Source organism: Arcanobacterium urinimassiliense, from assembly GCF_900119495.1.
Taxonomy (GTDB): domain Bacteria; phylum Actinomycetota; class Actinomycetes; order Actinomycetales; family Actinomycetaceae; genus Arcanobacterium_A; species Arcanobacterium_A urinimassiliense.
This window is the reverse complement of sequence record NZ_LT632435.1, coordinates 98,802-117,180: the sequence shown is the minus strand read 5'-3', so window position 1 is coordinate 117,180 and position 18,379 is coordinate 98,802. Positions and strand designations below refer to the sequence as shown.

15 protein-coding genes are annotated in these 18,379 nt (G+C 48.2%); 11 read left to right on the top strand and 4 right to left on the bottom strand.

What is annotated here, in order from left to right; genetic code table 11:
* Positions 1–304: 304 nt before the first annotated feature.
* From BQ7117_RS00530 to BQ7117_RS00525, 3 genes are read left to right on the top strand one after another with little or no spacing between them, the layout of a single operon-like run.
* Positions 305–1,732 carry a sodium:solute symporter family transporter gene (locus BQ7117_RS00530; protein ID WP_073995724.1) on the top strand — a complete coding sequence of 476 codons (1,428 nt, stop codon included), beginning with the start codon at positions 305–307 and terminating at the stop codon, positions 1,730–1,732.
* Positions 1,733–1,761: 29 nt separating this feature from the next.
* The gene (locus tag BQ7117_RS07675) at positions 1,762–1,911 is read left to right on the top strand and encodes a hypothetical protein (protein ID WP_154662959.1); all 150 of its coding nucleotides are present in this window, start codon (positions 1,762–1,764) and stop codon (positions 1,909–1,911) included.
* Positions 1,911–2,651: a 5-formyltetrahydrofolate cyclo-ligase gene (locus BQ7117_RS00525; RefSeq protein ID WP_202613007.1), complete on the top strand. Its 741-nt coding sequence runs from the start codon at positions 1,911–1,913 to the stop codon at positions 2,649–2,651. The genes BQ7117_RS07675 and BQ7117_RS00525 overlap by 1 nt, the downstream gene beginning before the upstream one ends.
* Before the next feature lie 159 nt (positions 2,652–2,810).
* On the opposite strand, the gene BQ7117_RS00520 is transcribed toward BQ7117_RS00525, so the two are convergent.
* Complete coding sequence (locus BQ7117_RS00520) at positions 2,811–4,205, bottom strand: amino acid permease (RefSeq protein WP_143273934.1); 1,395 nt, start codon at positions 4,203–4,205, stop codon at positions 2,811–2,813.
* A gap of 218 nt (positions 4,206–4,423) precedes the next feature.
* On the opposite strand from BQ7117_RS00520, the gene BQ7117_RS00515 reads away from it, so the two are divergent.
* The 7 genes from BQ7117_RS00515 (at position 4,424) to BQ7117_RS00485 (ending at position 11,886) form a co-directional block, all read left to right on the top strand.
* Complete coding sequence (locus tag BQ7117_RS00515; protein WP_073996907.1) at positions 4,424–5,794, top strand: glycoside hydrolase family 1 protein; 1,371 nt, start codon at positions 4,424–4,426, stop codon at positions 5,792–5,794.
* Positions 5,791–7,074 (top strand): MFS transporter, encoded by a 1,284-nt coding sequence (locus BQ7117_RS00510; RefSeq protein ID WP_073995722.1) that lies wholly within the window; start codon positions 5,791–5,793, stop codon positions 7,072–7,074. The genes BQ7117_RS00515 and BQ7117_RS00510 overlap by 4 nt, the downstream gene beginning before the upstream one ends.
* 138 nt (positions 7,075–7,212) lie before the next feature.
* Positions 7,213–8,142: a sugar phosphate isomerase/epimerase family protein gene (locus tag BQ7117_RS00505; protein WP_073995721.1), complete on the top strand. Its 930-nt coding sequence runs from the start codon at positions 7,213–7,215 to the stop codon at positions 8,140–8,142.
* Between the two features lie 165 nt (positions 8,143–8,307).
* Positions 8,308–9,075: an SDR family NAD(P)-dependent oxidoreductase gene (locus BQ7117_RS00500; RefSeq protein ID WP_073995720.1), complete on the top strand. Its 768-nt coding sequence runs from the start codon at positions 8,308–8,310 to the stop codon at positions 9,073–9,075.
* Positions 9,076–9,108: 33 nt separating this feature from the next.
* A complete protein-coding gene (locus BQ7117_RS00495) occupies positions 9,109–10,482 on the top strand; it encodes a GntP family permease (protein ID WP_073995719.1) in 1,374 nt (457 codons plus the stop codon).
* Positions 10,483–10,687: 205 nt separating this feature from the next.
* Positions 10,688–11,125: an RpiB/LacA/LacB family sugar-phosphate isomerase gene (locus BQ7117_RS00490; protein WP_073995718.1), complete on the top strand. Its 438-nt coding sequence runs from the start codon at positions 10,688–10,690 to the stop codon at positions 11,123–11,125.
* Entirely contained in the window at positions 11,125–11,886 is a 762-nt protein-coding gene (locus tag BQ7117_RS00485) for a triose-phosphate isomerase family protein (protein WP_073995717.1), read from the top strand. Before BQ7117_RS00490 ends, BQ7117_RS00485 begins: the two co-directional genes overlap by 1 nt.
* A 127-nt stretch (positions 11,887–12,013) precedes the next feature.
* On the opposite strand, the gene BQ7117_RS00480 is transcribed toward BQ7117_RS00485, so the two are convergent.
* Positions 12,014–12,703 (bottom strand): GntR family transcriptional regulator, encoded by a 690-nt coding sequence (locus tag BQ7117_RS00480; RefSeq protein WP_202613005.1) that lies wholly within the window; start codon positions 12,701–12,703, stop codon positions 12,014–12,016.
* 850 nt (positions 12,704–13,553) lie between these two features.
* Here BQ7117_RS00480 and BQ7117_RS00475 point away from each other — a divergent pair.
* Positions 13,554–16,034, top strand: coding sequence for an isopeptide-forming domain-containing fimbrial protein (locus BQ7117_RS00475; RefSeq protein WP_073995716.1), 2,481 nt, complete (start codon positions 13,554–13,556; stop codon positions 16,032–16,034).
* 150 nt (positions 16,035–16,184) lie between these two features.
* On the opposite strand, the gene BQ7117_RS07595 is transcribed toward BQ7117_RS00475, so the two are convergent.
* Both BQ7117_RS07595 and BQ7117_RS00465 read right to left on the bottom strand, forming a co-directional pair.
* Positions 16,185–16,427 carry a CsbD family protein gene (locus tag BQ7117_RS07595; protein ID WP_073995715.1) on the bottom strand — a complete coding sequence of 81 codons (243 nt, stop codon included), beginning with the start codon at positions 16,425–16,427 and terminating at the stop codon, positions 16,185–16,187.
* A 217-nt stretch (positions 16,428–16,644) separates the two neighbouring features.
* Positions 16,645–18,372, bottom strand: a complete 1,728-nt coding sequence (locus BQ7117_RS00465; RefSeq protein WP_272914086.1) for a dihydroxyacetone kinase family protein — start codon at positions 18,370–18,372, stop codon at positions 16,645–16,647.
* Positions 18,373–18,379: the final 7 nt, after the last annotated feature.

Genomic DNA, 18,379 nt, shown 5'->3' with positions numbered 1-18,379 from the left:
GTGGGCAGTGGAGAAGATATCCCCGCTGCCCACTCGTTTATTTTTTAAGAAGTTTCCTCTTGCGGCTAGCTCCCGAAGTTCCAACTCCGAGAGTTTTGACTCCGAAAGTTTTGGTGCGGAAAGTCTTGGTCCCGAAAGTTCTAGCTCGGAAAATTCCGCTTCAAAATCTCCAGCTCCGAGAGCTAGACCACGTTTTTATATATTGAACAGAAATCGTCCATTCTTTGGAATACGTAAAAATATCCTATAGGAGCTATTACGCTCAAAAGGTCTACACACTTAAATAAAAGTTGGAAAGGCGCTTATGACTACCCTCGGTTGGATAATTTTATTATTAGGTATAGGTGTAGGAGGAGGCGTAGCCCTTATAGGTACCTATATCGGCAAACGCCAAATGAAGAATAGTGAACACTATTTTACGGGTGGACGCAATGTGACGATGTCGCTCATGACGGCCACCTGGATTTCTTACGCCGTCGGCACGGGATTAATCTTTTCCCCAGCAGAATCAGCTTATACTTCTGGACTTTCGGCGATGATTGGCTACGCTTTGGCTCTTACCGTAGCGTATTTAGTTTTCATTCCAATTTCGCGGAAAATCCGCTCCCTCATTCCGCAAGGGCATACCATTGCGGAATATGCAAAGGTGCGTTACGGTACGCCGATGCAATTAATGACTACCCTTGTAACGGTCATTTATATGTTCATACTGCTGGTCTCGAACCTAATCGGTGCGGCGCTTATATTTAAGTATGTAGGCGGAATTCCCATGCCGATATCCGTGCTGGCCATTGGCCTTCCTACTTTATATTTTGCGGGCATCGGTGGCGTAAAAGCAGCTATAGCTACGAACGGTTTGCAATCGCTTCTCATCACTCCGCTTATTTTCTTACCGGCAGCTTATATGCTCTTTAATCTCGGGGGTACTTCTTCTATCTACGAAGGCGTACGCGCTGCTCGCCCCGAATTCTTAGATATTGCTTGGGATCCTTCGATGCAATTTGCCGTAATGATAATTATGGCCGTCACGGCAGCAGAATTACTCAATCAATCTCTCTGGCAGCGTATCTACACGGCCAAAAATCAAAAGACCATCAATCGTTCATTGGGAGCAGCTGCAGTAATGGTATTCCCCCTTACCATAGTGGCGGCTTTCCTCGGTTTCGCCGCGATTGGCCTCGGTACGCAGGTGCCACACACCTCGATCGTCTCCGGAATGGTAATTTTCGAAAATACTCCTACTTGGATTACGGCTCTATTCAGCATCGTAGTAGTGCTGGCGGCCTCGTCTACCGGTGGAGACGCGCTCGCGGGCTTCTCCTCCATTTTCTCTTTCGATGTGGTGCGTGTACTAAAACCCCAGATTTCTCCCCAGCAAGCCGTGCTGGCCGGCCGGATAGGAGTAGTCCTTTTTGGCGCTCTCGGAATGCTGGTAGCTTACCGCGCTCCTTCAATTTTGTTCTTGCTGCTATTGGCGGATTTGCTAGCTTGTGCAGCTGTAGTACCAATAATCGGCGGGCTCTATCTCCGGCGGATTGGTGGCATGGGTGCCTTTATTGCTTGTGCAGCAGGAATAGTTTCCGGAATTCCTATGTTCCTCAGCGGGCAGAGCCTGTGGAGCTTCTTGACGGCTCTAGGTACCTCCACCGCAATTACTTTACTGTGGGCGCTTTTCAGTAAAAAAGAATTTGATTTTGCGCGTCTACGTACCGAGATTGAAAATATCGCTTAGTGTGAGCAGCGGAAAGAAAGGTAAATTTTATGTATACAAGCGGATTCTTTGCGGTGCTGGTAATAGCATCCCTAACCAGCTTGGTAGGCGTATATGCTTTTCAAGTAGGAGCTTTTATAAAAGATCATAAGGACAGCAAGACGGCGGAAAATTTGCCGATGGAAGAAGGAGAAAAATAGTGGAAGCAGCTGAAGCGCGCGTAATGATTTGGGAAAAGCTGCGGAAAGTAGCTCGCCCGGATTCGCGGTTTTCCTGGGATTTTGCTGAATTCATAGCTGACTATGAAGGCTCGGAAAAATGCGCAGAGCTTTTTTGCCGCACGGATATCTATAAAAACGCCGATATTCTCTTTGTGACTCCGGATAACAATCTAGAGGCCTTGCGCGAGCGCATAATTCGCGATGGCAAGACCATGATTATTACCAATTATGGAATCTCGCGGGGCTTCTTTCTCTTGCGCCCGGAATGGGTGCCGGCTGGAAGTGAAGCTTTAGCCTCCACTTTAGACGGTATTCAGCGTTTCTGGCAGCATCGGAGCCTTGCGCAACTGGCAGCAGAAATATCGAAGATTCCGGTGCTAGTTTCGGGAGCTTCTGCGATTACTCCCAGTGGTATTCGCTTCGGAAAGGGGCACGGTTACTTTGATCTGGAATGGGCTATGCTCTACACCAAAGGCTTAGTGGATACTGATTCGAAAATTGTGGCGGTGGGGCATGATTGCCAGGTAGTAGACGTGCCGGTAGAAGTGCGCCCCTACGATACCGCTATCGATTTAATAGTCACTCCTACGCAGCTTTTAGAAACACGCAATGAGTTTCCGAAACCAGAGTGCGGCGTGTGCTGGTATTTGTTAGAAGACGATATGCTCGGGAGGATTCCGCCCTTGCAAGAATTATGGGCAGATGAATTTTGCCGTTAAGAAATTTTGCTGTTAAAGATCGGTAAAAATCATTAAGAAAATAGCCGATATAAAATAAACAACAAAAAATACTGGGCAGCATCTTTAAGATGCTGCCCAGTTTAAGTTAGCTAAGCCGAAGAGCCGGCTTGGCATCCTCTAGCACTTTAATTTTTGGTATTAGTGACCTTCTGGAAGAGGTTGCGGCTTATAGTCCGGGTGGAAGTGCCGCCAGATGAAATAGGAACCAAAAAGTAAAATTAAGTAGGGGATGCCTGCTACCCAAGCTGCATGAATTTGCCACCAGAGTACAGCAAATACGCACAAGCAGGCAGCTATACCTAGGTAATTAACTACCGGTGCGCCCCAGAGCCGTGCCGGCGCATCTGGTTTGCCTTGTTCTTTTCGCACTTGGCGGAAGCGCAAATGCGTAAGAAGCACTATTATCCAGGTGACTAATACGGCGAGAATTACGCAGCCCATTAGGTACTGGAAGGCACTATCAGCTGCGAAAATAGCGAGCAAGCTGGCAATTACCATGCCAATGCTCACTATAACGACGGCGGCACGCGGTGAACCCTGTGCGGAAGTGCGCGCGGCAAATTTCGGAGCCATGCCGTCTAGCGCCAACGAATGAATCATCCGGCTGGAAGCGTAGAGGCAGCCATTAGCTGCGGAAAGCGCTGCCACAATCAGAATGAAATTCATAATGTGCCCAGCCGCTGCAACTCCTGCCTGATCGAGCGCCTTTACGAAAGGCGAAGATTCGATGGTGCCACTTTCGGCCGTCTCCGTCCATGGCTGCATCGTGACTATTACTCCCACTGCCAAAATGTAGAAAATCAGCAGCCGCCAAATCATAGTCCCGGCGGCACGGGGAATATCTCGCTCTGGATGCTCAGATTCTGCCGCTCCGGCAGAAGCATTCTCAATTCCTCCGAAAGAGAATATAGCCATACAGGCAGCGAGGAGAATTCCTCCTAAACCATTGGGAGCAAAACCGTTATGAGTAGTCAGATTGCTCAGACCGGTCGGCGGATTTGGGCTAGGCCAGCCTACGAAAATTAGCGATAGCCCGAGCAAAATAAATGCACAAATTGCTACCACTTTAATCATTGAAAACCAGTACTCGCTGGTGCCGTAAAGATGTACGGTAGCGAGATTAAGCCCAATCACAAAAACGGAGCACAAAACGGTGCCGACGCCTAAATTCAGATTGGGGAACCAGTGCTGCAAGTAAGTGGCACTAGCTACCACTTCTGCACCCACTGCTACGAAAGATTGAATACCAAAGTTCCAGCGCGCTATATAGCCGCCGAATGGCCCTAGATACTGCCCCGCGACGGCACCGTGACCGCCAGGTACGGGATGTACAGAGACCATTTCGGCGAGCGCCCAGACTATTGCCAGTGCTAGAGAGCCCGCCAACATATAGCTGATGATTGTGGCCGGCCCCGCTAACGCGATCGTCGCGCCGGAACCGAGGAAAAGGCCGGTACCTAGGGCACCGGAAAGCCCAATCATTGCAACTTGACCGCTGGTAAGTCTGCGGTCTAAATGTGTGCGTTTCTCCATGATTTCCTCTCTTTGCCAGTATGTTTTACTGGCAGACTGTTTTTTGCGCAGTCTTAGAGATAAAATAGCATAAAATTCTGCATTCTCACAAACATTTTTTCTAGATAAAAAGGCTTTCTGCTCGGGATAAATAGGTACTGAAAATAGGTACTGAAAATAGGTACTGAAAATAGGTACTGAAAACCGAAAAGAATGAAAAAGTGCGCTACCATGATTCCATGCGAAGCGAGAATCTTTACAACGAAGTACAGATACCGAAGAATTTACTTTTAGGCACCGCCACCGCCAGCCTGCAAATTGAAGGCGGCGACACCAATAATGATTGGTACCGCTGGGCGAATACTCCCGGAAATATAAAAGACGGCTCTCACCCTGAGCGCTGCGTAGACCATTGGGAGAAATGGCGAGAAGACACCCAACTCCTCAGTGAAATAGGTATCGAAGTGTACCGGATGTCACTCGAATGGGCGCGTATTGAACCGGAGTGTGGAAAGTTTTCCACTGCCGCTATTGAGCACTATCGAGAAGAAATTAGTGAATTGCGCGCGCGCGGCATTATTCCGCTGGTGTCTTTACATCATTTCAGTAATCCGATTTGGTTTGCTGATAAAGACGGATTCACTAACCCAGAATCAGTGGCACTTTTTCTCCGCTACACCGAATACGTGGTAAATGCCTTAAAAGATTTGGTAGATGAGTGGGTGACCATTAATGAGCCAAATGTATATGTGACGCAAGGCTATCTTTTCCACACCGCTCCGCCGAACGAAGAATCTTGGCGTAAAGTGCGTGCTAATCTGCTTCATCTTGCGCAAGCTCATTGCCTCGCCTATCGGCTAATTCATCGATTACAGCCGGAAGCTAAAGTAGGATTTGCCCACCATATTCGCCCCTTTGTGCCGTTAAATCCGGAAAGCCGCCTACAGCGTCAGCTCACTAAATTCTCGGAATTTGCTTTTCAAGACGTACTGAGCGATGCCATGCTGGGTGGAAGTTTTCATCCATTGCTCGGTTCGCCTCGCCCAGCTGGCCGAAAAGAAAAAATTGCCAAAGGAAAATACTACGATTACTTGGGGGTAAATTATTATTCCCGTACCGCTACTAGCAAATTAGATGACGGGGTAGTGCCTGGTACTCCCCGTAATGATTTAGGGTGGGAAATTTATCCGCAAGGTTTAATAGAAATTACCCAGAAGCTTTTTGAAAAATATCCGGGGCCGATTTGGGTGACGGAAAATGGCACCTGCGATACTGGGGAGCTTTCTGCGGCGCCGCGTCTTGCCGATACAAAGCTGGAATCTTTCCGTCCGCGCTTTATTTACGATCAGCTACGCTGCATTGCCGCTAGTGATTTACCTTTTGAGCGCTACTACTACTGGTGTTTTGTAGATAATTTTGAATGGAGTGAGGGTATGGCCGCTCGCTTCGGTTTGGTATATCTCGACCCCCACACCAAAGAGCGCATAGTTAAACCGTCAGGGCATTTTTACCAAGAAATAATTGCTAAGCGGCTTATTGATTCTGAAATGTATCGCAAATACGTGAGTGGGCAAGAATACCGCAGCGAAGCGGAGGTACGCCTGCCATGAGCAGCGATACGCGCGTAAATAACTTCCTTGATCCGCATGCTCGCCCGCGTGTTTCGCGCAGCTGGATTGCTCGTTACGGCCTCTCCTATTTGGGCATCAATATTGCTTGGGCCGCCCCGAGCCAATTGCTAATCGCCAAACAAGTCCTTAATTTCTACGGAGATGGGCAAAAAGAAAAGTATTTTGCCTTAATAATGGCGATAGGTGGGGTAGTTTCAGTAATTGCTACGCCACTCTGGGGTTATCTTTCGGATTGGACGCGTTCGCGTTTCGGGCGCCGCGCCCCCTGGATTTTCCTCGGATCTCTCATACCGGCTCTATGTTTAGTGTGGCTAGGTAGTGCTCCTAATTTTGCGCAAATGATTCTCGCGTGGGCGATATTTCAAATTGTAATTGCGGCTGCCGTGGGAGCTTGCCAAGCAGTCGCTCCTGATACGGTACCTACCCAGCAGTACGGTTTGGTATCGGGGGTACTTGGCCTCACTTACACTTTGGCAGTGGTGCTAGGTACGGCTATCGGCACGCTCTTTTCTCTTACCCCGGCTTACTGGGTGACGGCGGCCGCTACTATGCTACTGGTAATGCAATTTTTACTGCATTTTCGCGATGTGCCTACTGGGAGCAAGGTGCTGGCTTTTGCACGCATAAATAAAGATAAAGATGAAGCTACTGCCGCTTCTTGCCAGCCAGTGGGTGCGCAAGCGCAAGCTGCCCATCCTTATGCGGATTTCCGCTGGGTATTTATCGCGCGCCTAGTGGTAACTCTCGGTAATGTGACGGCGCTTTTTTATCTCTTCTACTATCTGCGCGATAAAATAAAACTTGCCGATCCGGATTTAGGTGTACTCATTTTGACCGGCATCTACGCCGTGGCAGTACTTATTTTTGCCGTAGTTTCTGGCTTACTTTCTGACCATCTCCACAAGCGGCGGATTTTTGTGGCTGCCGCCTCGGCGGGAGTGGCGATAGCCTGTTTAATTATGGCTTTTGCCGCGCAATTCGTTTTAGTAATAATTGCCGCTCTAGTACTGGGAATTTCTTGGGGTACTTATATGGCGGTAGATCAGGCACTTATCAACGAAGTGCTTCCCATCCCAGCGAATCGTGGGCGCGATATTGGAATTATGAATATCGCCGTAGTTACCCCGAATGCGCTCGCGCCGGTATTTGCGGCAGCATCTTTGCAGTATTTAGGAGGTTACGCCGGCCTCTATATTCTTTCGGGAAGTTTGGCGTTGCTGGGAGCAATCCTTATCTATAAGGTGCGGCACGTGGCCTAGAAAAAACGCTTGCACAAGAATCGTATAGGATATAGGATATAAGGGACATCGGAGGTCTTGCTCCTAAATCTTTTGGGGATATAGCCTGAAAGCAAGAGGAGTTTCCGCAATTTAGATAATCCCAATGAGGGGAGATACATGTATACGGCAGATACTTGGCCTATTTCCTGCAAAATGAATTTCGGCAATAAAGCTGCCGACGGTACACCGCTGAACGAAGCTGCTGCTTCAGAGTGGGCCGATCATATTGAGCAGGTAATGGCTCTTGGTTATAAGGCAATAGACCCTATCGATGACTGGGTCAATATATCCACAATGAGTAGCCAAAAATTTGCAGAATTTAAGAAACTGCTCGCCAGCTACGAGTTAGCGGTGCCGGGCGTATCTTTCGGGCGGCGCAGCCCGGTAGATAAAGCGCACGGGGAAGAATATGTGCAGCGTATGCACGTCGCTCTGGATCGGGCTGCGGAATTAGGTGCACACATACTCAACGTTGGTTTTATGCAAGATTTGACGCCGGCGCAAGAAAAAGCGCAGTGGTTCTGGTATGCCGATGGGCATAAAGATAGTGCGGAACTGCGCCCCTTGGCGATTGAGAGAATCCGGGAAGTAGCTGATCATGCCGCGCAAAACGGCATGGAGATTGCTTTGGAAATGTATGAAGATACCTACCTGGGCACTGCGGAAGATGCCGTCGCTTTCGTAAAAGATTGTGACCACGCTGCAGTGGGGATAAATCCTGATATCGGTAACCTTATTCGCCTGCATCGGCCTATGCCTGGGTATCAGGAAATGTTTGATTTAGTGCTTCCTTATGCTAACTACTGGCATATAAAGAACTATATTCGCGATGAAGATCCGAGCACGGGTGCTTACTTCTCGGCGCCGGCTCCGCTCGAAACCGGCTTGATTAATTATCGATCGATAATTCGCCAGGCTCTTCGTCTTGGCTATCGCGGCGTCTTCCAGACTGAACACTACGGTGGTGATTGGCTGGGAGTAGGTGCCACTAACGCTAAGTATATCCGCAGCGTGCTGCGGGATTCGCAAAAACTATTTATGGAATAAATTTGCCAGCCAAAAAATTTGGCAGTCAAGAAGCTACGGTGGCTGGGCAGAGACGCCCCGCCGCTGGGCACAAGTAAATAAATTTATTTATCTGTTCAAGATATTCGTAATCAACTTTTAACTATCGAGATACCAATTTTTATACACAAATTTCTAGGAGGAAAAATGGAATTTCCACAACAACGCGCCGCTTTCGTAACTGGTGTCGGAGCTCCGGCTGGAATTGGCCGCCGAGTAGCACGCCGGCTCCTGCAAGATGGTTACGACCTAGCCGTCGGCGATATCATGTTTGAAAATGTAGATGCTTTCGTAAAAGAAATATCTGCAGAATTCCCGGAAAAGAAAATCATCGGTCTGCACCTAGATGTAGCAGATGAAGAATCCGTAAAAGCCGCTTTTGCCAAAATTAAGGCGGAGCTGCCGCAGCTAGTGGCATTGGTAAATCCGGCGGGCGTAGCTTCTCCTACCCCGATGGGCGAAGCCACCATCGAAGAATACGAACGGGTATTCCGCGTAAATTGCCGCGGTACTTTCCTGCTTATGCGTGAAGCTTTTGAGCTCATGAAAGAGCATAAGCTCGGCCGGATCGTAAACTTCTCTTCCATTACTGCTTATGACGGTGGCGGCACCTTCTCCAAGGGTCTCTACGCCGGAGCAAAGGCGGGAATCGTAGGCCTTACCCGTGGTGGCGCTCGCGAATTTGGTCACTACGGCGTTACCTGCAATGTGCTGGCCCCGGGACCGATTGATACGGAAATCATGGGCGGCAAGCTCACTCCGGAACGGAAAGCCAGCATGTCTTCTAATATCCCGCTCGATCGCGTGGGGCAGCCGGAAGAAATTGCGGCAGTTTGCTCCTTCCTTTGCTCTCCGGATTCGTCTTTCGTAAACGGAGTAGTAATGAACGTAGACGGTGGAAAGCACATGCACTGATTTTTCTGAAACTATATTTCGGAAGGAAAATTCATGAGTCCTACTTTTCTAATCATTCACCTAGTAATAGCGATTTCGATAATTTTAATCGGAATTATCGCTCTTAAACTGAATGCAGCAGTTTCCATGGTAATTGCTGCTCTCTATCTGGGCGTAGCCACTGGGCTACCTTTACTAGACACCATTGATGCTGCTTCGAGTGGTTTCGGAAATATGATGGCTGGCATTGGCTTACCCATTGGCTTTGGAATAATGTTGGGGCAGTTGCTTTCCGATTCAGGTGGAGCACAAGTAATCGCCGATAAAATTATGGCGATATTCCCAGAGAATAAAGCAATGTGGGCAGTCTCCTTGGCCGGATTCGTGCTCTCGATTCCGGTATTTTTCGATGTCACCTTCGTAATCTTGATTCCGATTGGCATCACCATTGCCGCCAAGATCAATATGAAAATGGCCTACGTGACGGGATTCCTCACTATCGGTGCCACCACCGCTCACTGTGTGGTACCGCCTACTCCGAACCCGTTGGCAGCTGCCGATATCTTCGGATTTGATTTGGGAATTATGCTGGGAGTAGGCCTGGTAGTCGGCTTCATTACGGTAATTTGCTCCAACTTGGTGTTCTCATGGATTCATCATCGGTTCAATATCTGGAACGAGGAAAAAGATGTAAATCATTCCTCGACGGTCACCGATGAGCTCCTTGCTCGGCGTAACGCCACCCAGATGGTGGAAAAAGCTCCGCCTTTCTTGTTGGCCTTATTGCCGATTATTATTCCAATCGTCTGTATTCTTCTCGGTACGGTAGGCAATGCGCTTTTTGACGAAGCACCGGTTTGGTCGCAGTTCTTCGGCAATAAACTCATCGCCATGCTGCTCGGTACTTTGGGAGCCTACTTAGTTTCCGTGAAGTACATTGGGCGCGATAAATTGGAAGATTCGGTGGGAGAGGGCTTGAAAGCTGCCGGCGTAGTACTTCTCATTACTGGCGCAGGCGGTGCCTTCGCCTCGGTAATCGCGAAGGCTGGCGTGGGAGACGGAATAGTTTCCAAGCTTTCGACCGGTACTTCTTCCACTCTTGGCGTGATGTGCCTCGGCTTCCTGATTGGAATGATATTCCGCGTAGCTCAAGGTTCCGGCACGGTAGCCGGCATGACCTCCATGACGATTATGGCCTCCGTCGCCCCGGCGGTAGGAATTCACCCGGTATGGATAGCGCTCGCTTGCCTCTCCGGCGGTAATTCTATCGGGCATGTGAATGACTCTGGCTTCTGGGTGGCGACTAATATGTCGGGTTTGACGGTGACGGGAGGGTTAAAGACCTACACTCTCGGCTCCTTTATCTCGGCAATTTTCATCTTCGCACAAGCATTGATCGGTGCCTTCCTAATTCCGATCCCAATGTAAAGTTCTCTCCGATAGGTGTGCGAAGTAAATGCGGTGCCAGGCTCTACTCTTAAAACTTGGAGTGAAATGAGCCTGGCACCGCTGTTACTTTTTCGGAATATGATAATTTTGGCAGATTTATAAGAGTTAACGTGGGCGAGGCCGGGAAAAACTTTTATAGATTTAGTAAAATAAAATTACTAAAAATAGAAATAAGAGGAGAAAAATGAAAATCGCATTTGGCTGTGATCCGAACGCCACTGAATTAAAGCAAGCACTGATGGCAAAAGCTACTGAGCTGGGCCATGAAGTAAAAGATTTCGGCGCAGATGATCCCATTTACGCCAATGTAGCAGTAGCAGTAGCGGAAGCAGTAGCTGCTGGGGAATATGATCGCGGAGTAGTGGTATGCGGCACCGGCATCGGCGTTTCTATCGCTGCTAATAAGGTAAAGGGCGCTTACTGTGCTTGCATCACGGATATTTATCAGGCGCAGCGGGCTACTCTTAGCAATAACGCCAATATGATTGCGATTGGTGCGCAGGTAGTGGGTATTAAGACTGCAGAAATGTTCTTAGAAGAATATCTGAAGCATGAATTCGACCCGAATTCGCGTTCGCGGGATAAAGTAGCGCGGATTTGCGAATACGAAGGAGCGAACTGATGCAAAAGCCGGTTACGGCCGTCAGTCTGAAAATGTATTTTCCGCGCGGCCGCACTCTTTCCTATTGCCAAGCAGTGCGGGATTTAGCGGCTGCTGATCCAGATACTGCGGCGAAAGTGCGCCTAGCGGTATTGCCGGATTTTCTCACTCAAGTAGAAGCGGCGGAGATTTTCCAAGATTCTCCTTTTCTGTTGGGTGCGCAAGATTTAGCACCAGCTGATAGAGGCGCTTTCACCGGCGAAGTATCCGGTAGCGATTTAGCTGAGTTGGGATCAAAGGTAGTAGAAGTAGGGCATGCTGAGCGCCGCACCATTTTCCGAGAAGACGAGGATATGGTGGCGCGCAAAGTGGAAGCTGCGGCGCGGAATGATTTAATTCCGCTGCTCTGCATAGGTGAAGCGACGGAAATGTCAGCCGCCGAAGCAGCGCAGATTTGCTTAGAGCAAGTACTTTCTGCTCTGCGTTACGGGAAACCAGCTGAGCTGTGGTTAGGCTACGAGCCCTATTGGGCAATCGGTGCGCCGAAACCAGCCAGTCCGGAATACGTATCAGAGGTTTGCCGCAATATTCGCCAGCAACTAGCAGAAAATGCCGCTACGCAGGATTTGAACCTCACTATTCTTTATGGTGGTTCTGCTGGGCCGGGGCTTATTTCCCAACTAGATGAAAGCATAAATGGATTATTCTTAGGGCGCTTCGCTCACGATCCGCAGGCTTTTTGGGAAGTAGCAAAAGAAACGGCAGCGCGCACCTCACTGTAGTTGTTGATTATTAGATTATTATTAGAGCCACTTTTCTGAGATTTTGATTCTCTTAGAAAAGCGGCTTTAATTTTTAGCGCGTTATTCTTTAGTTCCAGTTTCGGCGCTATTCTTAGCTCTGGGTTCTTTAGCTCTGGGCGACTCGAATATCTAATTTATCGAGATGCCGCTCCATAGCAGCGACTGCGCCAGCGGTATCTCCTCTGCGTACCGCTTCTAGAATCTCTAAGTGCTCTGCGAGGGCATATTCGGCGTCAGATACTCCGGATCCTATTGCTTGGCGCATACGATGCACGCGGAAAGAAAGCGAATTTACCGCGTGCACTAAATAGCGGTTGCCGCAGTGATTCAATATCGCCTCGTGGAAAGACCAATCGTCGGCAAAATAATCCCGTACAGCTTCTGGCTGATTATCTTCCGCCGTCATATTTAAAATTCGTTGGGCACCTTTTTGGTGTCTTTTAAAAGCAGCTTCTAGATCGGGGAGCAGTTCATTGCGATGCTGCATCGCCCGCGCAATTGTACCCATCTCCAATACGAGGCGAGCATCTACTAATTCCCGCATTTGTGCTTGCGACATTGGTTTCGCTACCCGATATCCACGGCGGGCTTTGCGTTGCACTAAGCCAGTAGCTTCTAAGCGAGCTAAAGCTTCGCGTACGGGAGTGGGGGAGACTTCCAGCTGAGCTGCTAACCCGTCTATGGAAAGTCCAGAATCTGGGGGGAGATCACCCCAAGTTAAAAGATCTAGGAGTTGGTCGTATACCGTATCCGGTAGGCCTCCGGCTGTTTTCAGCGATGCAAACTTCCCGCTCAAAATGGTTCCTCTAAAAATTAGTAGCTGCTGTGATTATGCCACCTAGAGGTGGAAATCTCGGATTCTTTAACCTGGAATAGTGTATCAAAAAAACGCTATTTTATGCCGGAAGTGCAGGAGCAGAAACGTGAAAATAACTATAGGAATAATTGCCGGAATAGTTTTAGAAAAGAGCGCGGCGGATGCGCTGGAAATTTCCTCCAGTTTAAAAAATCAGAAATAGACAACTTTGCCAGAGAAAGGCGAATTGGCCTCGGCGTAAAATCTGGGGAAGATTACCGAGGCCAATCCATTTACCGGAGAACTTAAGTCTAGACGTCGATCTCCGTTACGTCTACCGGTATTACCCGGTTTTGGGTAAGTACTTTTCGCTGCAGAATTTTTGTGGCGCACAGATTTCGCGCCATATAGCTTTGCGTGATGTATAGCTCCTTTTAGAAATATGGAAGATTTTTGGCACCTATGTACTTACTATTTAGCGAGGAAACGATATATCAAGGAAAAATAGCGATTTTTCTCTAAAATAGCGATATAGCTAGTTTTAGATAACTTGGTAATAGTGGTGTACCTTGCTAGGAATTTGCCGCTTAAATTACGGCAGAGTTTTTGCATAGCAAATAAGTAAATAATTACTTTTGCGGGCACGGTGGAATTTAGCGTGCCCGCAAATTATTATCTGCAGCACTTAGATGATTTAACTATTTCTTATCGGGCTAGTCACAAAAAGTTCTGCATCTTATGCCTAAATTAGCTTATTTACTATTATTTGTAATAAATGGGTATGAGGTATTTAATTTGAGCACGAAACAACTCCGCGCTCACTAAATAAAACGGGAGTATTTTTAAGAGTATGACGAAAGTAAAATCGCGAGTATTGATACTCATTATTTCCCTATTAGCTTGGGGTTTAGTATTGCCTTTCGTGGCTACCCCCGCGGGTGCGGAACCCGCTGAAGCAGAGGTGACTCTGCATTTCACTATTTACAGCAAAGAGGAAATTACTAATCTCGAAATCAAAGAAGGTACAGGATTTTTTGCTGAGAGTTATGAAATTGAGCAGGATGACGTCACCTCCACTACTCCGCTCGCCAATGGGCTGAAAAAATACGAAATAGAATTTTTAGGAGATGCAGCTGATTATCCACTCGGTAAAGAATTTCCTTTTACTTTGGTGAAAAATTTGCGGGATATAAGCGATACGGTGCGCGTAAAAGTTAGTGCGGATGCACAGGGCAATCCGGCCGTAAACGCCGTCTTAAAAGAGAAGATAAAGGCACGCCGTACTCTTAGTTTTAGCGAGGTAGAGGGGAAAGCAGTAGCCGGTATCCCAGATAATTTCCAGCTTCCGCTACAAAATAAAAATTCAGGTGCGCTGCAAAATGTATCGGTCACCAAAGATGCCACTGGCGTCTATTTTCTAGAAGATATTTCCTATGACGACGCAGGTGAATTATTGCCTAGCGCTTTGCAGCCGGCGGCGGAGGCGCAACTGCCTTTGCTCACTTTCCGGAAAGACGGCGGGAAGCAGTTTTATGCGGTGCAAAAAGTAGCGCAAGTGGGTGCAGATTACCAGCTAGTGCTTAAAGAAGTAAAGTTAGTAAATAAGACTTTCCATGTGCATATTAAGCGCCCATTTGAAGTGTTGGGTGAGAATACCAAATGGAAATTTGCTATCAATGGAAAGTTGGATTCTCAAGCCGCCCCGCAGTTAAATATACCGCTCGGTAAAGGCGATTTTACTTTCGATATCAATGCTGCCGATGTAGCGGAAACGGCCGCGCTTTCGCTGCCGCAACTTCCGCAGAAATATCCTTATTATTCCATTGCGGAGCAGAAATATGACGCCGCTACCAATACTTTAGATGTCACTTTGGGAAAGAAAGTATATTTTCTGCTTTCTAATATCGAGAAAGTAAATTACGACGATTTCGCCACGGCTTCTGGCAAATCTGGATTCGTATTAGGGCTATATGATTCTGCGGGAAACTTAGTGGAGAAATCTCGCACCGATAGAGACCCTCAATTAGGGGTGACTCGCTACTATTTCACAAAGGTAGTGCCGGGAGAATATACGATAAAAATTCTCGAGGCTAATGCTAATTTTCAAGAAAATTATGATCTATCTATGCAGTATCAACTGCGTTTACAAGAAGATGGCAGTACGCACGTAAAGGCATTTACTGCTGCGAGCCCGGATAAAGAAGTGTGGATTAATCCTTATGGGGGTACGGATAGTCGGTTTGACGGAAGTGCGGAATCCCGCGCCTATGTAGGATATAAACATCCTTATTTGCTGTTAGTACCGCAGAAAGCAAAATTTAGCAAAGTGATTAAAAATGCTGACGACCCAGCTGGTACTAAGCAGGCTTTTGCAGCGCGCGGCGATGTAATCGATTTTCAACTCCAAGGAAAAATTCCGGGAGATCATCGATTAGTGTTGAAATACGGCAAGTACGTAGATCTAGGATTTAAAAACACCATCACCCTGGTAGACACTTTAGATGAACGTCTAGAAATGGTAAATGGTACTTTAGAAATTTTAGAAGACGGTGCGCCGAGCGTTAATTATCAGGTGAAATATGATGCTACTTCGCGGCAGATACAGTTAATCGATAATGAAAAAAGCAAAGTGGTAGATTTTAATTTCAATACCAAGATTGCCTATCGCGCCGAAAAAAATATCACGATTAATTTCCAAGCAAAGGTGAAAGATTTTGGCAATCAACCACTTTTTAACCGCATTCCGGGTGGGGAAGTGGAGATAGTGCCTTATCTAGAGATTTTGGTGCAGAAAAAGTGGACTGGTGGGCAAAAGCTACTGGAAAATATGGATATGGAAAACTATATCGATAATTTCCAGATTGAGACCTATCAGGGCGAGAATAAAGTGCGCGTGGAACCGGTAAAGAAATATCTACGCCCGGGAAGTTTTCAGACGCTAGGCGGAAAAGATTTCCGTTTTGTGCTGGAAAAATTACCGAAGTATGCCCCGAGTGAATTAACGAAAGCACCGGCTGACCGAGAAGCACTCAGCTATAAAATAGTGGAGAATTTGCCGGAGAATTTGCGGGGCAAATTTGTGGTGACGCAGCAGGAAAATATCGATACTAGCGGCATAAAGGTAGTGGAATTTACCAATACTTATAAACCGCCGCAGCCGCCGCCGGAGAAGCCTCCTACACCGGAAGAACCGCCTAAACCAGAAGAACCACCTACACCACAGCTGCCGCGGACCGGTAGTAATGCTCTTCTTGCTGCTATAGCGATGTTAGGTCTGGGGATCGGTGGATTGGAAATATGCCGCCGCTCTCGCCAGCAGCTCAATAAATAAGGCTGCGGGAGAGAAGAGTGATATTAAGAAAAGCGGTACTAGAAAAAAGAGTTATTAGAGAAGATAGCTATTAACGAAGAGAAATATTAAAAGCGGGAGCCCCCGGAATTTTGATCCGGAGGCTCCCCTCAACTCTAATTTATTGGTACTTTATTTCTTGTCTTTGCCGTGCAGAGCATCCTTTGCTCGCTCGGCCAGTTTCTTGGCGCCTGCTTCAATATCTTCTGCAGCGTCTTTAGCTTTTTTGCCGATATTTTCAGCCGTTTCTTTTACTTTTGCTTCGGTATTCTGAATCTTACCTTCTGCTTTAATATCTTTATCGTTAGCCACTTCGCCTGCTACTTCTTTAGCTTTCCCGGCGGCTTCATCGAATTTATTTTCCAAAGTAGACATAAACACTCCTTAAATAGTTTCTTATACCTACTTCTTCAGTCTTACACAATATTTGAAATTTCGAGTATTTTATAGCTGGTAGCGAAATAGGTGAAAAGAAAATTATTCGCCAGATAGAGCGGAGAAAGTGAAGAAAGCGAAAGATGAAAAGCTGCCAGCCGGCGGAATCCAGAGAATTCACGCCGGCTGGCATACTCGGTAGTGCTGCTTTTTTTGTTTAGGAGAGTGTAGCAGCAGCTGCCCGCATTAAAAGAGAGAACGAAATGGCGCCCGGGTCTGGAGTGCCGATAGAGGCATCTCCGTGAGTACGCGCCCGGCCTTTTTGCGCCGATATATTTGCAGTAGCTTCCGCAGCTGCCTGGGCTTCTGCAGCTGCTGCCGCCCAGATTGTTGCTAGGGGCTCCGCTGAATCGAGGCGCTTTTCGATTCCCTCTGCAAAAGGAATAATTGCATCCACCATGGTCTTATCGCCGACCTTTGCACCGCCCATTTCTGGTATTGCCCGTGCTCCGGCAGCTACGGCTTGGAGGATTTCTCGAGTGCTCGGTGCCTGCTCATCAGAAAGTGAATTGCCGGTGCGCCCTAGGGCTGCTCCCCAAAGTGCGCCAGAAGTGCCACCGGCTCCTTCTGCCCAGGCGGCGCCGGCGCGCACCAGTAGGGTGCGAACTCCCGCTTTGGCGTTTACGCATTCGCGTGCTGCTTTAGCTGCCGCGGTAGTTCCCAGAGTCATACCTTGCCCGTGGTCGCCATCGCCCGCTATTGCGTCTATCCGCCCCAAGTCAGCTTCTGCTGCGCGTGCCGTACTTTCAAAAACTTCGAGGATTTTTGCCACTTTTTCGGCGAAAGCAGCAGATTCAGGAGATCCGGCGGGAATAGCGGATTCTTCTTCATCCTGTACAATTCGCCGCGCCGGCGCCGCACTCTCTGCAACAGAAAGGGCTCCTCTGCGGAAAGCCGGAGTATCGGCAGCGGCTAGCCAGTATTCTTCTAATTCGCTATCAAGGAAACAAATGCTCAGCGACACCCCAGCCATATCCAGTGAAGTTACTTGTTCGCCTACTACGGGAGCTACGATTTGTAAGCCGCGTTGTTCTAATAGCTCTACCACTGATCCGTAGAGCACGAAAAGTTCTTCATACTTAGTGGCGCCTAGCCCATTTAGTAGCACGCCTACCCCGCCTTTGTAGCCATTTTCGCGCGGTGGCTCTTCTGCTAGTACCTTTTCTACCAGCATTTTTGCAATATCGCGGGCCGGAAGCATCTCGTGATCAGAGATGCCTTTTTCGCCGTGAATTCCTAGACCCAATCCGAAAGTGCCAGGTGCCACGGTGAAAAGTGGGGTCTGAGCTCCCGGTAGAGTGCATCCGGTAAAAGCTACTCCGAGGGAGCGGGTGCGCTCATTAGCTCTTTTGGCCACGGATTCTACCTTGTCCACATCTTTCCCAGCTGCCGCTGCTGCTCCGGCAATTTTCACTACAAAAAGATCGCCCGCGATGCCACGTCTATCGTCATGTTTATCCGGAGAGTTAGAAGCGATGTCGTCCGAGATAGTCACGATTCGCACGTCGATTCCTTCGGCGCGAAGCTGCTCTGCGCCATTGCCGAAATGAAGCACGTCGCCTGCGTAGTTACCGAAAAGTAGTACTACGCCTCCGCCGTTATTAGCAGCTTTTACGACCGAGCGCACTTGTGAGGCGGAGGGAGAAGCAAATACATTGCCACATACTGCGCCGTGGGCAATTCCTGGCCCTACCCAGCCGGCAAAAGCTGGATAATGCCCCGATCCACCCCCGACTACGAGAGCGGTTTCTCCCTGCGGGCTGCCGCTAGTGCGCACTACGCCACCATGTACTGGTTGCACATAATTTTCATACGCCGCAATGAATCCTTTTAAGGAATCAGCAGCGAACTCTTCTGGGTTATTAACTAAATAGGTCAATTTCACTCCGGGT